This is a genomic window from Aridibaculum aurantiacum, from assembly GCF_017355875.1.
In the GTDB taxonomy this organism is placed as follows: domain Bacteria; phylum Bacteroidota; class Bacteroidia; order Chitinophagales; family Chitinophagaceae; genus Segetibacter; species Segetibacter aurantiacus.
This window is the reverse complement of the sequence record NZ_JAFEWC010000001.1, coordinates 293,188-308,001: the sequence shown is the minus strand read 5'-3', so window position 1 is coordinate 308,001 and position 14,814 is coordinate 293,188. Positions and strand designations below refer to the sequence as shown.

The 14,814-nt window shown below is 44.0% G+C and carries 15 protein-coding genes; 2 read left to right on the top strand and 13 right to left on the bottom strand.

Going from position 1 to position 14,814, the window contains the following annotated elements; translation table 11 throughout:
* Positions 1 to 5 precede the first annotated feature (5 nt).
* The 13 genes from J4N22_RS01275 to J4N22_RS01215 form a co-directional block, all read right to left on the bottom strand.
* Positions 6 to 719, bottom strand: a complete 714-nt coding sequence (locus J4N22_RS01275; RefSeq protein WP_207491894.1) for an acylneuraminate cytidylyltransferase family protein — start codon at positions 717 to 719, stop codon at positions 6 to 8.
* Entirely contained in the window at positions 679 to 1,881 is a 1,203-nt protein-coding gene (neuC, locus tag J4N22_RS01270; RefSeq protein WP_207491893.1) for a UDP-N-acetylglucosamine 2-epimerase, read from the bottom strand. The genes J4N22_RS01275 and neuC overlap by 41 nt, the downstream gene beginning before the upstream one ends.
* On the bottom strand, positions 1,874 to 2,872 hold the full coding sequence (locus J4N22_RS01265) for an N-acetylneuraminate synthase family protein (RefSeq protein ID WP_207491892.1): 999 nt from the start codon (positions 2,870 to 2,872) through the stop codon (positions 1,874 to 1,876). The genes neuC and J4N22_RS01265 overlap by 8 nt, the downstream gene beginning before the upstream one ends.
* A 97-nt stretch (positions 2,873 to 2,969) precedes the next feature.
* Complete coding sequence (locus J4N22_RS01260; protein WP_207491890.1) at positions 2,970 to 3,977, bottom strand: fumarylacetoacetate hydrolase family protein; 1,008 nt, start codon at positions 3,975 to 3,977, stop codon at positions 2,970 to 2,972.
* A 69-nt stretch (positions 3,978 to 4,046) separates the two neighbouring features.
* On the bottom strand, positions 4,047 to 4,370 hold the full coding sequence (locus J4N22_RS01255; RefSeq protein WP_207491888.1) for a hypothetical protein: 324 nt from the start codon (positions 4,368 to 4,370) through the stop codon (positions 4,047 to 4,049).
* Positions 4,363 to 4,608: a hypothetical protein gene (locus J4N22_RS01250; RefSeq protein ID WP_207491886.1), complete on the bottom strand. Its 246-nt coding sequence runs from the start codon at positions 4,606 to 4,608 to the stop codon at positions 4,363 to 4,365. Before J4N22_RS01250 ends, J4N22_RS01255 begins: the two co-directional genes overlap by 8 nt.
* Positions 4,609 to 4,662: 54 nt before the next feature.
* Positions 4,663 to 5,433 (bottom strand): TIGR02757 family protein, encoded by a 771-nt coding sequence (locus J4N22_RS01245; protein WP_342450917.1) that lies wholly within the window; start codon positions 5,431 to 5,433, stop codon positions 4,663 to 4,665.
* A gap of 174 nt (positions 5,434 to 5,607) precedes the next feature.
* Entirely contained in the window at positions 5,608 to 6,258 is a 651-nt protein-coding gene (locus J4N22_RS01240) for a head GIN domain-containing protein (RefSeq protein WP_207491882.1), read from the bottom strand.
* A gap of 385 nt (positions 6,259 to 6,643) precedes the next feature.
* Positions 6,644 to 7,783 carry a cystathionine gamma-synthase gene (locus tag J4N22_RS01235; protein WP_207491880.1) on the bottom strand — a complete coding sequence of 380 codons (1,140 nt, stop codon included), beginning with the start codon at positions 7,781 to 7,783 and terminating at the stop codon, positions 6,644 to 6,646.
* Between the two features lie 96 nt (positions 7,784 to 7,879).
* On the bottom strand, positions 7,880 to 9,739 hold the full coding sequence (gene asnB / locus J4N22_RS01230) for an asparagine synthase (glutamine-hydrolyzing) (RefSeq protein WP_207491878.1): 1,860 nt from the start codon (positions 9,737 to 9,739) through the stop codon (positions 7,880 to 7,882).
* Positions 9,740 to 9,827: 88 nt separating this feature from the next.
* On the bottom strand, positions 9,828 to 10,385 hold the full coding sequence (locus J4N22_RS01225; RefSeq protein ID WP_207491876.1) for a DUF2911 domain-containing protein: 558 nt from the start codon (positions 10,383 to 10,385) through the stop codon (positions 9,828 to 9,830).
* Positions 10,386 to 10,423: 38 nt separating this feature from the next.
* Positions 10,424 to 11,008 (bottom strand): acyl carrier protein phosphodiesterase, encoded by a 585-nt coding sequence (locus J4N22_RS01220; protein WP_207491874.1) that lies wholly within the window; start codon positions 11,006 to 11,008, stop codon positions 10,424 to 10,426.
* Between the two features lie 24 nt (positions 11,009 to 11,032).
* On the bottom strand, positions 11,033 to 12,580 hold the full coding sequence (locus J4N22_RS01215) for an AbgT family transporter (protein ID WP_207491872.1): 1,548 nt from the start codon (positions 12,578 to 12,580) through the stop codon (positions 11,033 to 11,035).
* 130 nt (positions 12,581 to 12,710) lie between these two features.
* Between J4N22_RS01215 and J4N22_RS01210 the strand changes: the two genes are divergently transcribed.
* Both J4N22_RS01210 and J4N22_RS01205 read left to right on the top strand, forming a co-directional pair.
* Positions 12,711 to 14,216, top strand: coding sequence for a peptide MFS transporter (locus J4N22_RS01210; RefSeq protein WP_207491870.1), 1,506 nt, complete (start codon positions 12,711 to 12,713; stop codon positions 14,214 to 14,216).
* A 61-nt stretch (positions 14,217 to 14,277) separates the two neighbouring features.
* Entirely contained in the window at positions 14,278 to 14,730 is a 453-nt protein-coding gene (locus J4N22_RS01205; RefSeq protein ID WP_207491868.1) for a DUF1569 domain-containing protein, read from the top strand.
* The last annotated feature ends 84 nt before the right edge of the window (positions 14,731 to 14,814 follow it).

Below are 14,814 nucleotides of genomic sequence, written 5' to 3'. Positions count from 1 at the left end.
AGACTTTACTGCATACAGCTTCGGGCATGAATAGCCTCTGCCAGTGCTTCTGCAACTTCCCAATCAGCAGGCGTATCAATATTTACATGATAAGGCGATGTCGACTCCAACATGGCTATGTTGTGTCCATACATATTGTGGCTGTGACGCAGGCTATCCGCTTTAAAAACATATACGCTGCCATCGCGTACAAAGGCATCTGGCAGTTGCTGCCGCGAAGGGATGATCTTTTCTTCGCCTGTGGCAATTTTCAGAAACCCATTTAAATTTGGCTCGAACACCCAGTGCGGGTTGTACTGGTGCGGCACCTTTTGCACCGAAACAAGGCTATCTGCCCCGGTAGCCACAAAATGCTCTATACAACGATCAACAAATCCCATTTCCCTGAAAGGGCAAGTGGGCTGCAGCAATACCACGTTGTCATACATTTCGCCAAGGCAGTCGAAAAACTGGATAGCATGTTTAATAACATGAAAGGTAGGTGTATTGTCCTGTGCAAGATTAGCCGGGCGAATAAATGGCACCTTTACACCTGTACCTTTTACCATAGCTGCAATCTTCTCGCTGTCGGTGCTGATGATGGTATTGTCGAGCAGGGAAGATGACAGTGCAGCCTCAATAGTATAATGAATGAGCGGCCTGCCATTCAGCAGCTTTATGTTCTTACCGGGTACTCCTTTAGACCCCGACCGCGCCGGAATAATGCACAGGTTCTTCATCGTGGTAATGTAATTTTTTTGAGTGGCGAAGTGGAACGGTTGCCAGCACTTCTGCCATTTTTGTTCCTGAGTTGCCATCGCCGTATACAAAAGATCTTTCCGGCCTGCCATCAATCATCCATTGTTGTACGGCAGCAACTATTTCATCTTTATCATGGTTTACATCCACCACATTCATTCCTCTTTCTCTACCTCCCTGGCGGGTACCAATATTTATTACTGGCACTCCTAGAAAAGAACATTCGCGGATGCCCATGCTCGAGTTGCCGATCAAACATTCAGCATTCATAACCAACCGCAGGAAATCTGCAGGAACCATATTGTTGAAAAAGTGAACATGTGGAATTGAGTAAGTGCTGCGAAAATCGCGGATGGTTTCTGATACAGCATCTGTTCCTGCATCAGCATTGGGAGCAAACCAAAAAGTTGGTCTTCCCAGTTCTTTCACTGCCTGCAGCGTCTCCTCTACCTGCATCCGGCTTTCTCCATATTCGGTAGTTACAGGGTGCTGCATTACTACCAGGTAGCCATTAGAATAGTCGGGCCTGCCACCTGCACCGCCATATTTTTTATAAGGATCAAAATCTAATTGAGGGTTCTCGTACACCTCAGCAGCCAGGTCTAAGGAAGGACAGCCGGTATCAAAAACAAAGGCCGGATCTTCACCCAGTTTCATCACGATCTTACGTGCCTTAGGGCTGCACACCAGGTGGATATCAGCAAACTTGGTATTTGCATGGCGTACCTTTTCATCTATACTACCTGTTATCTCTCCGCCTTGTATATGCACCAGCGGAATATTTTGATAAGCAGCAGCTATAGAAACAGAAATGGTTTCAAACCTGTCAGCAATCACCACCACCATATGTGGCTTCAGCTTGAAGAAGACGTTTGACAGTTCTACCACACCTATACCTACAGTTTTAGCCATTGAGGTAAGGTTTTCGCAATCCAGCATGGTATACACACGCTCTGTCACCTCCAGTCCTTCATCGTGCAGAATGTTTTCGATGTTGCCGTACTTGTTAAGCAAAGCAGGACCAGCCAGCACTACCTGCAGTTGCAGCTTAGGATGCTTCTGGATAGCTTTAAGAGCAGCTTTTATCCTGCTATAACTAGGACGGGCTGTGATGACCACGCATACTTTCCTTTTTTTACTCATAGCTAATGTCTTCGTGTTGTAAAAACGACCATTGTGTCTTTGCCTGTTTCAGTTGTCTTCCTATTATACTTTTATAATGAGCGGGTTCTATTCCTTTACCTGCCGGCTTTTTAGCTTCCAGGTCTTCAAATGAGACAATGTGTCCTTCTGGTAGCGGTTTATTTACCGACAGCGATTTTCCAAAAAGCTGCTTCAGGTCTTTTAGTCCCTCAGCCTGTGCGTTTTTTTCTATACCTGCGCTAAGCGAATCCCTTACCTGCTTTACTCCTTCCACCAGCCGTTTTATGTCATCTATTTCAATGGATGCTTTGGCATCAGGACCAAACATGCGTTTATCAAACACAGCATGAAATTCCAATATCTCGGCTCCCAGTGCTGTCGCAGCTATGCACGCATAGATGTCGCCGCTATGATCTGAGAAGCCGACAGGTATGTTATAACGATTTTTTAATGTGTTTATTATTTGCAGCCCCCACTGGTGCGGTTGAGTAGGATAAGCTGTAGTGCATTGAAGAACAGCTACACTAGCAGCAGATCGGAGCATATCAATAGCAGCATCAAGATCTTCGAGGGTACTCATGCCGCTGGATAAAATAACAGGCTTGCCTGTAGCAGCAATCTTCTGCAGCAGCAAGTGATTGGTTACTTCGCCACTGCCAATCTTATATGTAGAAACACCTGCTTCTTCCAGTACATCTACGGCTTTGCAGGAAAATGGTGAGGAAATGAACTTTAGGCCTACGGAATCACAATGAGATTTTACTTCCTTCCATTGCGCTACCGTTAGCTCCATACGGTTCCAATAGTCGAAGCGAGTTTTGTCAACATAGCTAAATGGAATGCGGAAGGTTTCGAATTCGCTGCTCTCCGCTTCGGCTATATGTGTCTGGAATTTAACTGCATCTACACCCGTTGCAGCCAATGCATCTATGTATGAATGCAAGATGCCAATGCTGCCATCGTGTGCCTGCGCTATTTCTGCAATGATCATGGTACGGTTAAACAACCATTAACGTCCAGAAATGGGAAATATTGCAGAAGCTCTGGTAGCAGAAAAGAAAGGACAAGCCTTCACCAATGTGGTATAGCTAGATCTTCTTTTTGGCAAGGATAGAGAAGTCACTTTCTTCAGCAACCATGGTATTGGAAAGTACACCTAAACCATCTATCTCCAGCTCTACCACGTCGCCTTCTTGAAGCCATTGCTCCTGGTAAGCTGGATCATTCAATTTACCTGTACCATTCAATTCAAGGAAACAACCGGTGCCTACTGTACCGCTGCCAATCACATCGCCAGGAAAGATATTTGCGCCATAAGAACAACGCTCAATGATCTCTGCAAATGTCCAGTCCATATCGCCAAGGTTGCCTTTGCTAATTTGCTGTCCATTTACGCGACACGTCATTTTCAGGTTCCAGCTTTTCCCTACATGACCTTCTTTGGCAGGTATTTCAAATTGCTCCAATTCGTCGAGCGTTACCAGCCATGGACCAATAACGGTAGCAAAATCTTTTCCTTTTGCAGGCCCGAGGTTTAGCAGCATTTCTTCCATTTGCAGGCGGCGTGCGCTCAGGTCGTTCATGATCATTAGGCCCCCGATATAGCTGTCTGCTTCTTCAGCAGGTACATTGCGGCCGTGCTTACAAATGACGATCGCCGCCTCCAGTTCAAAGTCTAGTTTTTCAAAATGGTCAGGCATGCACTGTACATCGCCGGGGCCTTGTATGCTATGGTGGTTGGTGAAGTAAAAGATTGGGTACTGGTCAAACTCCGGGATCATATCAACCTTTCTATTGCGGCGTGCGGCAGCAACGTGCTGGCGGAAAGCATATCCATCGCGGCAACTGGTAGGAAAAGGTATAGGCGCCAACAACTGAAGCTCTTCTACTGGTATACCGCGCTCCTTACCTATGCGTCCATCATGAATGGCTTTTTCTGCCCGTTGTGCCAGCTCCAGCATATCGTCCCAATAATGCAGGAAAACGCTCATGCTGTTGGGTAGATCCGGGTGCAGCACATCAAGATCGTAAATATATCCATCTACATAACAAGCCAGTTGTTCATTTCCGTCGCGGAGGTAAGTAACCAGTTTCATAGGCGCTTATAGTTTGGGCTCAAAAGTAAGTGATTATCAGGTGCTGGCATAGCAGCTAAGGTATACGCTCTACCATTTTTCATCATCAGGAATCTCCCTGTTGTCCTTGTACTTCTTCCTCGTTTCTATTTTTTGCAATTGCCTGTTGATGATCATTTGAGCAATGGTAGCTGCGGCAGCTTCACCTTTATTTTGCTGCAGGTAGTAGCGCAGTTGTTCTTCGGGTACATCCAGGCGGTAAAGAAGCAAAATGAGCCGCTGAAAATCGTGTACAACAAGGTGATTGATGAAAGCAGTAAGATTTGCAAGCAACTCTTCAAAAGAAACGGTTGGCTGCAATGCTACACCAAGCTTCTCCAGTTCCTGGCTTACCTGCTGTGCCTCGTTATTCATTTGGTTTCTTTTTAAACAACTGCCTAACCTTTTTCCAGTTAAAAACGATCGTCATCCAAAAAGCCATCCATGTGGCATAGAACAGCAGGTTAAAAAGTGTAAGCGGTTCATCCTTGTCAGGCCACACCCACTTATAAAGCCACCACGCCAGCATCCAGTATAACCATTGCAGCAGGAAGTTTACCAGTAGCTTGCGGCGGTCGCTTAGGCTGTTGTACTTATCTCTCCAGTTGCTCATGATGGATAATGTTTAGGTGTTAGTTATAGCTGGTACAATTGGTAAAGTAGGGTGTCAGAACTTTTCTACCACACCCAGGCCAAATAGAGCAAAATCGTATTTCACCGGGTCATTCTTATCCAGCTTCTTTAGGTAGTTGGTAAGTTCTAAAGCGGCCTGCCAATCGAGCTGGCGCCTGTTCAGCAGGTTGAAACGATAAGCTACACGGGCTACGTGTACATCTATTGGGCAGATCAATTGCGAAGGCTTTATCTTTTTCCAGATGCCAAAATCTACACCATGATTGTCGCTGCGCACCATCCAACGCAGGTACATGCTCAGCCTCTTGCAGGTGCTGTTTTTCTCCGGGCTGGCAATATGCTTTTGTGTACGTGCGGGTGCATCTTCCAACGAGAAGAAGTAGTTGAAGAAACCATTCATACCCTTCTCCACCGTCCGGTCCTCTTTTGTCATGTGTTGTGCAAAAGCATCTTCCAAAGATTTGTGCTGCCGGTAGTGGTGGTTCAGAAAATGAACAAAGTACAGCAAGTCAGTATCGTTGAAAGTGCGGTGCTTGAAACCAAGCAAGTTCTTCAGATCCGTTTGCTTATGATCTTTTACAAAATCATAAGGCGCATTGTCCATGCGCTGAAGCAGGTCCTTAGTTTTATTGATGATGATGGTGCGGTTGCCCCACGCAAAAATGGCAGCAAACAAACCGGCTATTTCTATGTCTTGTTTTCTATTAAACTGGTGTGGTATGCTTATAGGATCATCCTTGATGAAAGAAGGTTGGTTGTACTCTTTTACCTTGTTGTCGAAGAATGTTATTAGATCGCCTGGCACGGCTGCAAATGTAAGGATGATACCGCACGTGCAGCTGAGCATAACAAAAGAAGCGTGATAGTTTAAAAATGATACTGCTTATAACACTAATCAAAAAACAAAAGGCCCCGCAATAGCAGGACCCTTTGAAATCAACCGTCACCCAAACCAACAACTGTACTGTTGTTGAAGATCTTAGCGCCTTCTTACTTTTCCACTACCACTGATAGATGTTTCTATTTGGGCAGGATTGCCCCAGTAGTAAATGTCGCCAGAACCAGCAATATTCGCCACCAGCTTCTGAACACATAGCAGGTTGATGGTGCCCGAGCCACTGATGGTTGCTGAAGCATTTTGCGCTTGTATATTTTGTGCGTGGATGGTACCAGATCCATTCACCTTGTAGTGTGCATCGTTATAAATGCTGTTCTCAGTATACACATCACCTGAACCATTGATGTCCACATTGAGCGTAGTACCAATTAGGCCTTTCAACCATATCCTGCCACTTCCATTGATGCTTGCTCCTGAAACGGTAGGAATTGTAATAGCTACATCTATATTGCTGTTGCGAATGTTTATGTAGTCGTTACTAAACTTCAGGATCAGAGTACCATTTACAACACGCGTTTCATAGATTGGCACCAGGTTTTGATAGCCGCTTACTATCACTTCTTGTGTTGCTCCCTGGGTGATAGTTGCCTTACCACTACCCTCTACACGCACATTGGTAAAGGCAGGTAAAACCCTGGTTTCAGTTATGGTAGGACCACTTCCTCGTATTGATTCCTTACCACAGCTTTGCAGTACAATTGCTGCTGTGAGCAGCAGAATGATCGTTCTCATCTTATCGTTGTTTTTTTATGTTTTTAAAAGAGAAGAAAGCAAGTTCAATCTGCTCTTGCTTCTATATTGCAAAGCTGGTTCAATCAAATAGTTCATTTGATACGATACAGGACGAAAGGCTGATATCTTGGTGTGAATGAACCTTTTAAGCTGATAAACGCACCAGCAAAAACTGGGAAATATGCCCAAACCACATGAATGTGTGAGTGAAGAAAAACGATAAAGCTGCTAGAAAAACACAGGCATTTTTATACCTGTGATTGTGTGTGATTTCCTCTTTTGATACGCAGTAAAATGAGATTTTTTCTGCCAAAAACAAAAAGCTAAAACATAAAAAAGCCCCGGAGCAAATTGCAACGGGGCTTTCGAAAAATTTAAATAGGTATTAGCCAATTGCCTGGTTCAGATCTTCAATCAAATCATCCACATCTTCTATACCTACGCTAAGGCGAATAAGTGAATCCAATAGGCCGTTCTTGATCCTTTCTTCACGAGGTATGGAAGCATGCGTCATAGAAGCAGGATGATTGATCAACGACTCTACACCACCAAGACTCTCTGCCAATGCAAATACTTTGGTAGAAGAAAGCAGTTTGTTAGCTGCTTCCGTGCTGTCATCTTTCAATGTAAAGCTCATCATACCGCCGAAGCCACGCATTTGTTTGCTGGCTACTGCGTAACCTGGATGATCTTCAAAACCACACCAGTAAACCTTACCAACTTTAGGATGATTGCGCAGGAAGTGAGCGATCTTCTCACCGTTCTCGCAATGGCGCTGCATACGCACATGCAGTGTCTTTATACCACGCAGCATCAGGAAACAATCCTGTGGTCCAGGCACAGCACCACAGCTCTTCTGGATGAAGTATAGCTGGTCTTTTAAGTTGTCGTCGTTCATGATCAAACAACCATGAATAACATCGCTATGACCACCGAGGTATTTCGTAGCCGAATGCATCACGATATCAGCACCCAAGTCCAGCGGGTTTTGCAGGTAAGGCGTCGCGAATGTATTATCCACCACCAGCAGCAGCTTATGCTCTTTAGCAATAGCAGAAAGTGCTGCTATATCTGTGATATTCATCAGCGGGTTGGTAGGAGTCTCTGTCCAGATCAGCTTGGTGTTCTCGTTGATGAGTGGACGGATGTTCTCAGCATTGCCCATATCTACATAATGAAACTTGATGCCGAACTTCTCAAACACTTTAGTGAATAAGCGGTAAGTGCCGCCATACATATCACTTGCTGCAATCACTTCATCACCCGGTGCAAGAAGTTTAATAACTGCATCCGTTGCTGCCACACCACTGCTAAAGCTAAGGCCGTACTTTCCATTTTCTATTACGGCAAGTGCATCTTCAAGTGCTTTCCTTGTAGGATTTTGAGAACGTGCATATTCATATCCTTTGTGCTGGCCAGGCGCCGCCTGCACATAGGTAGATGTTTGATAGATAGGCGTCATAATAGCGCCTGTGGAAGGATCGGGTTCTACACCCGCATGTATAAATTTCGTTGCAAGCTTCATGTTTCTATAGTTGATTAAATGAATGTTTGCAAAGATGAAGGGAATTTTCCTAATACAGCTACAGCTTCTGTTAAGGCTTATTGCATGGAGCAACAACTATGGCAGTAATGCAGTGGCCGCAGAAAGATAACGCCAATCAAAATTACCCGCATCGTGGGCGGCATGTGCACGGATGGGTTCATGCAGTACACGTTTATCAAGCACTCCCTGCTGTACCAGTTTTTCGCGGCTTTGCATAATTATATCTACTACAGGTTGTTGTTGCATCCATTGTTGCTGTGGTGGCTCATAACCTACTTTATCCTTACGCCATACAATAGGCTGCGGCAAAACAGTATCCATCACCAACCGCAGCAAGTATTTGGTAAAGCCTTTGTTGATCTTCATTGAAGATGGAGCAGAGAATACAAACTGCACCAGCTCGTGGTTAAGGAAAGGCAGCCTCACTTCACGTGAATGCGCCATAGAATTACGATCAGCATACCGCAGCAGTTCCTCCAGCCCTTGCTGCATTGTATTGAAGTAAAGTATATCATTCAGCTTCTCAACTACCGGCTTTTGAACAGAACTTTTATCTCGATATTGTTCAATGAAATCCTGGTGCATAAACTCCAGGCTGGCTTGTTGTGCATTCGCTTTTTTCTCCAGTTGCCGCGCAGTTAAAGTGGGCATATATGCAGCCACGTAATTCTTCCACGACCATTCTGCACGCACTCCATTATTGGCTGCTGCTTTTTGTTCATGCTTCGCTTTTTTCCAGTCTTCCTTCCGTACCAGCTCCTGCCAATACCAATGATAATATTTGTTGTAACCAGCTAGTATTTCATCTGCACCCTGGCCATCCAGTATCACCGTTACATCATGTTGCTTTGCCAGTTCGTACACTTTGTACTGCGCGTAAATACTGGATGACTGAAAAGGTTCATCCTGGTGATGCACCAGCTTTTGAAAATCATCAGCAAAACCTAAAGCCGTTGGAGTAACAGTGTAATTATCCACCTTGAACTGCTGCACTACCTTGTTGATGTAAAGGCTTTCATCTTTTTCAAAACCTGGAAATACTGCAGAAAAAGTTTTTTGCCTGGTAGCATCACCAATGATATTATTGATGACAGCTACAATAGACGAACTATCGAGGCCGCCACTTAAACTTGATCCTATAGCAACATCACTTCGCAGCCGCCGCTGAATAGATGTTTCAAATAGTTGTGCAAACCGGTCGATATATTCTTCTTCTTTTAGTTCCAGTTGCGCCTCCTTATCTATATCCCAATATTGCCATTGATGTATGTGCAACTGCTGTTGCTTTACGTCAATCTCCATGCAATGCGCTGCGGGCAGTTTTTTTATATCATTAAAAAAAGTAGCAGAGGGATCAGAAGGATCGCTGGTAAAGCCGATGGTAAGATAGTTGAGCAACATGCTATTGTTGATGGCTTTTCCAATACCGGCTGCATGCAAAGCTTTTATTTCGCTGGCAAAAACTAGTTGTGTTTGATCGGTAAAAAGATAAAAAGGCTTTTCGCCAAAACGATCACGAGCACAGAAAAGTTTTTGTTCCAATTCGTCCCAAATGGCAAAGGCAAACATGCCATCAAAATGCTGCAGGCAGTTTTTACCGTAGCAAGCATATGCTGCGAGTATCACTTCTGTATCGCAAGAAGATTTGAAATGATAGCCTTGCTTTTCCAGCGCTTGTTTTACCTCCAGGTAATTATATATTTCTCCATTGTAGGTAATGGTATAGCGCTCCATGTAATGCATGGGTTGTGCACCTGCTTCAGAAAGATCTATGATGGAAAGACGCCTGTGACCAAAGCCTACCCTACCGTTGCTGCTTATCCAAAAACCTTCACCTTCAGGGCCACGATGAGCAATAGCATCTGTCATTTGCTGCAGCCTTTGCTTGTTCACAAGGCTGTTATCCAATGATACTATTCCGGCAATTCCACACATAATGAAAAGAAGAAAAGATAGCAGTTATTGATTTACCTGCACAAAAAAACCCGGCAATATTGCCGGGCGAACTTATTATTAAAACTAACTAGAAAGTTACCGGAACCGCAACCTTCAGGTCATCCCAAAGAATTACCATGCTGCTGTTTCCTGCATTTTCAAAGTACATCGTTAATGCTTCTACTACTTCAGTATTGCGCTGAACCGGTACGTCTACACGCAATGCATCCCTGTCTGCACGATACATAAAACCACCCCAGTTATAGTTGTCTTTGTTGAAGATAATGGTCCACTTATTTTCGGTAGGTATGCAGAACATACTATACCTGCCCTTGCTGATCTTTTTACCTGCAACGGTAGCATTCTTAAAAAATTCTATCTCTGTTGCCTCGTTAGCACCCATGCGCCACACCTCGTTATACTTCACTTCTTCACCAAAAATTGAACGTCCTTTTTTCTGCGGACGGCTGTACAAAATTCTTGCAGAAGGATCGCCTGCAACCTGTCCTCGCATTTTTAAAATAGGGTAATTAGCAGGATAATAACTAACATCTAACGGGCTTTTATCAAGCTCTGTAGGCTTTTGCTGAGCCATTGCATATTGTCCAAACATCACAACCGAAAGGAGTAACAGGAGTTTTTTCATATCCTTTGAATTTGCGGCAAATATAAGCTGCCGCTGTTTTACAACAGCTGAAACTCCTTTGCTGCATATGCTTTAAGATGAGGAAAGAAGGCTTTATAACATTTCTGTAACTGCACATAGTGCTTTTGAAACAGGTCGAAAACTACCGCCGCCGAATCCAGGTACCTGGCCCTGCGCACTACGCCACCAAAGCTTTGCTCGGTACCCCATGCGGTTCTGTAGTTGTACAACCAGTTCTGCGACTTCATATGAGGCAACATTACCTTGAACCGATCTGGCAATACGTGCTCATGATTTTCCAGCACAGCATAAGTAGATGCAGCATGCTCCTGCAACAGATCATCGGTGAATTCTAATTCATCATTTGCCAAGAAATGATCGTAAGCCACATCTACAAAAGCGCCTGCATACAAGCCTACAGCGGGTTTCAGAAACTGTTTGGCTTCTTTGGTTGCAGGGTGTTCATCGGTAAAATTATCAATGGCACGATGCAGTGTTATACCTTTTTGTACGCCAACGGGAAAATCATAACGCGCTTTACCTTTCACAAAATCACTGATCATATTACCCACCAACACTTCGTGATGATCGAATGACAAGTACGAGTGTGCGAGGTAATTCATGTGATGTTTGTTGTTTAGGTTTCACTACGGCAAATAATGCACCCCGGCTCCAGGCCCTATTGGCAAGCCTGTATAATACCAGATTATAAAGAAGATGATCCAGCCAATAAGGAAGATGATACTGTACGGAAGCATCAGCGAGATCATTGTACCTAATCCTGCTTTCTTATCATAACGCTGAATGAATGCCACGATCAAAGCGAAGTACGACATCATAGGCGACACGATATTGGTTACGCTATCGCCAATGCGGTAAGCAAGCTGTGTTAACTCTGGCGAAACTCCCGGGTTTAACAGCATGAACATTGGAATGAATACAGGCGCCATAATAGCCCATTTGGCTGAAGCGCTACCCATAAAAAGATTGATACAAGCTGTAAGCAATATGAACAGGATCATGAGCGGCACAGTACCTACGTTGGCTGCTTTCAAAGCATTCGCACCATTGATGGCTAACACCAATCCAAGGTTGGTCCAGTTGAAAAAGGCTACAAATTGCGCAGCAAAAAACACCAGCACAATATATGATCCCAACGTAGCCATCGACTTCGACATGCCTTTTACAACATCACGATCACTCTTGATTGTACCTGCACCTATACCATATGCAATACCTGCAAGCGCTGCTGTAAGAAAGATGATTGCAACTATTCCTGACATGAATGGCGAGTGAAGTATCTCACCTGTTTTAGCATCCCGTAAAAAACCATTTTCAGGCACCAGTCCCCAAAGAATAAGACCAGTAATAACCAGCAATGTTAGCATAGCATACAAAAGCCCTTTTCGTTCTTCATGGGTAAGCCTCCTGATCTCTTCAGGCTTTTCGTCACCTGTATATTTACCCAGGCGAGGAATGACAAACTTTTCAGTTATCAGTGTTCCTAATAAAGTAATCAGGAAGGTAGACGCAGCCATGAAATAATAATTACATGCAGGGTTCACCAGGTACTTAGGATCTATGATATGCGCTGCCTCCTGCGATAAACCAGCCAGCAACGGATCTACGGTACCCAAAAGAAGATTAGCTGAATATCCACCACTCACGCCTGCAAATGCAGCTGCAAGTCCTGCTATAGGATGGCGGCCATAAGCCAGGAAAATGATAGCAGCCAAGGGCACCAAAAGAACGTATCCTACTTCACTTGCTGTATTAGAAATAACACCTGCAAAAACCACCACAAAGGTTATCAGCTTTTCAGGAGCGCTTAGTACCAGCTTGCGCATCACTGTACCAATCAAACCTGAACCTTCGGCTATACCAATACCAAGCAAGGCTACGAGTACTGTACCCAATGGAGCAAAGCCTGTGAAGTTCTTCACAAGGTTGGTGAGCATATAATCCAGCCCTTCTTTCGACAGCAAGTTTTTGACCGCCACTGCCTCGCCTGTGCCAGGGTGATTTACAGACACACCGGCCATACTAACCATCCAGGAAATGATCATTATAAGCACTGCAAACAACAGGAATAAAGTAGCGGGGTCTGGCAAAGCATTACCAACCTTTTCTATAAAAACCAAAGAGCGGTCAGTGAATGACCTGCGTATGCGGGGGCTGCGTGGAAGTTCGCTCATACAAAAAATTAAAGGGCTGAAAGTAACGATTTCATTTTACCAAGAATGAAGACTGAATGTATAAGCTATTGCTCCTGATTTTATTTACCTAATCTCTTAGCTTTACCTATTGTAAATTTTCTCAGCAAGCATGAAGGAGTTCAACACTACATCGGCACAGGTAGACACAATAGAACAAAGGAAACATCCAAAACAATTGTACTTGTTGTTCTTTACGGAGATGTGGGAACGGTTTTCCTTCTACGGCATGAAGGCGCTACTGCTAGCTTATATGGTGTCGCAGCTAAAATTTGATGAGCCTAAAGGTTATTCCATTCTTGGTGCCTATGCAGCACTTGTATATACCACTCCTATGATCGGTGGCTATTTTGCCGACAAATTTCTTGGCTATAGACGAGCGGTTATGTTTGGTGGCGTGCTGATGGTAATCGGTCACCTGGTACTGGCTATACCACAAGGCTGGAGTTTCTTCTATGGCATGGCGTTCATCATTTGTGGCAATGGCTTTTTCAAGCCCAACATATCGAGCCTTGTGGGTACACTGTACGAGCACAACGACCCGCGGAAAGACAGTGCTTTCTCGTTGTTTTACATGGGTATAAATATTGGCGCTGCTATGGGTGGTTTTCTTTGCGGCTATGTAGGCCAAACGTATAACTGGCATTATGGATTTGGATTAGCAGGCTTGTTTATGATACTTGGGCTAGTGGTATTTGCTATAGGCAAAAAATCGTTGGGACAAAGAGGACTGCCGCCAAATGAAGAAGCACTGCGTACACCACGCTTTCTATTTTTTACCAATGAACACCTGATATACATAGGAACCTTTCTTGTTGTTCCGGCAGTGGTTGCACTGTTTCATGAGTACGAGGTAATGGACTACATCATGTTTGGACTTGGAGGCATCTGCCTTACGTATATATTGTTTGTTGCTTTCAACCTGCAGAAAGTGGAAAGGGAAAAGCTTTTTGCAGGGATCTTTATGATCATCTTCTCTACCTTGTTCTGGGCATTTTACGAACAAAATGCAGGATCGCTCAACCTGTTTGCAATGCGCAATGTAGACATGAATGTTGGAGGTATTCAACTGCCTGGACTAGCCATAAACAACTTTCTGCCACCGGGTTGGGTAGTGGTGCTCAGCTTCTTCTTTGCCTGGTTATGGCCTTACCTCAATAAGAGAAAAATAGAACCTTCCACTCCATTGAAATTTGCTTTTTCATTTATACTGATGGGAATTGGTTTTTACGTCTTTTACCTGGGTTGTAAAAACAATACGGATACAGGTCTTATCTCTCTCTTCAACTTTGTAATGGGCTATTTCTTTATCATCTGTGGAGAGATGTGTTTATCACCTATTGGTTTGTCAATGGTTACCAAACTTTCTCCCATACGCATGGTTTCTATGGTAATGGGAATATGGTTTTTTGCAAGTGCCATTGGTGAATTTCTTGCTGCCAAAATAGGTTCGCTGATGAGTGTGCCACGGGAAATAGCCGAAGCCAACAAACCGGAGTTATCGCTACCTTATTATGCAAGCATACTAAGCAATATAGGCTTAGCCTCCATTGGTGTGGGTGTGCTTATGATCGTACTGGTACCACTGGTGCGTAAGTGGATGCATGATGTGAGATAGGCTTGCGGATTAGTGATTTTGAGATATTGGTTATTGATATTTTTCTGTCCTAAACTTCATCATGAAAAAGAACTTATTTGATAATAATGCGAAGGATGAGATAGTGGAGCGTATACAGCAGCTTCAACCATCTTCAAAAGCCCGATGGGGTACAATGAATGCTGCAGAAATGATCCTGCACTTAAGGGAGTCTCTCAAGCTTATTATTCATGCTACACCTTCTAATAAAACATCCAATCTTAAACAGGTCATAACGCGCTATTTGTTTTTACATATTGCACCTCGTTTTCCTAAAGAAGCGGGCACGCCACGACAGCTTGATGTAAAGAAAAGTAAGATGCAGGTGAGTGACCTTGCAATAGAAAAACAACAACTTTTACAACTGCTGGATGTGTTTGTAATGCAGGAGAATATTTACGCCATACATCCCTACTTTGGAAAGCTTACCAGGAAAGACTGGGGCATCTTTACCTGGATGCACTTCGATCATCACCTGAGGCAGTTTGGAGTATAGGCTGTGATAAGTTGGAAATCAAAGTCAAAAATCAAAAGTCAAAATTCAAAAATCGGCATCTGATCATATTCCTGAGACACATCG

Excerpts from the sequence above, each read along its gene's own strand:
- neuC (WP_207491893.1), bottom strand. The coding sequence starts at position 1,881 with ATGAGTAAAAAAAGGAAAGTATGCGTGGTCATCACAGCCCGTCCTAGT.
- J4N22_RS01225 (WP_207491876.1), bottom strand. The coding sequence starts at position 10,385 with ATGAAAAAACTCCTGTTACTCCTTTCGGTTGTGATGTTTGGACAATAT.
- J4N22_RS01220 (WP_207491874.1), bottom strand. The coding sequence starts at position 11,008 with ATGAATTACCTCGCACACTCGTACTTGTCATTCGATCATCACGAAGTG.
- J4N22_RS01255 (WP_207491888.1), bottom strand. The coding sequence starts at position 4,370 with ATGAATAACGAGGCACAGCAGGTAAGCCAGGAACTGGAGAAGCTTGGT.
- J4N22_RS01235 (WP_207491880.1), bottom strand. The coding sequence starts at position 7,783 with ATGAAGCTTGCAACGAAATTTATACATGCGGGTGTAGAACCCGATCCT.
- J4N22_RS01210 (WP_207491870.1), top strand. The coding sequence starts at position 12,711 with ATGAAGGAGTTCAACACTACATCGGCACAGGTAGACACAATAGAACAA.
- J4N22_RS01250 (WP_207491886.1), bottom strand. The coding sequence starts at position 4,608 with ATGAGCAACTGGAGAGATAAGTACAACAGCCTAAGCGACCGCCGCAAG.
- asnB (WP_207491878.1), bottom strand. The coding sequence starts at position 9,739 with ATGTGTGGAATTGCCGGAATAGTATCATTGGATAACAGCCTTGTGAAC.
- J4N22_RS01275 (WP_207491894.1), bottom strand. The coding sequence starts at position 719 with ATGAAGAACCTGTGCATTATTCCGGCGCGGTCGGGGTCTAAAGGAGTA.
- J4N22_RS01205 (WP_207491868.1), top strand. The coding sequence starts at position 14,278 with ATGAAAAAGAACTTATTTGATAATAATGCGAAGGATGAGATAGTGGAG.
- J4N22_RS01265 (WP_207491892.1), bottom strand. The coding sequence starts at position 2,872 with ATGATCATTGCAGAAATAGCGCAGGCACACGATGGCAGCATTGGCATC.
- J4N22_RS01215 (WP_207491872.1), bottom strand. The coding sequence starts at position 12,580 with ATGAGCGAACTTCCACGCAGCCCCCGCATACGCAGGTCATTCACTGAC.
- J4N22_RS01260 (WP_207491890.1), bottom strand. The coding sequence starts at position 3,977 with ATGAAACTGGTTACTTACCTCCGCGACGGAAATGAACAACTGGCTTGT.
- J4N22_RS01240 (WP_207491882.1), bottom strand. The coding sequence starts at position 6,258 with ATGAGAACGATCATTCTGCTGCTCACAGCAGCAATTGTACTGCAAAGC.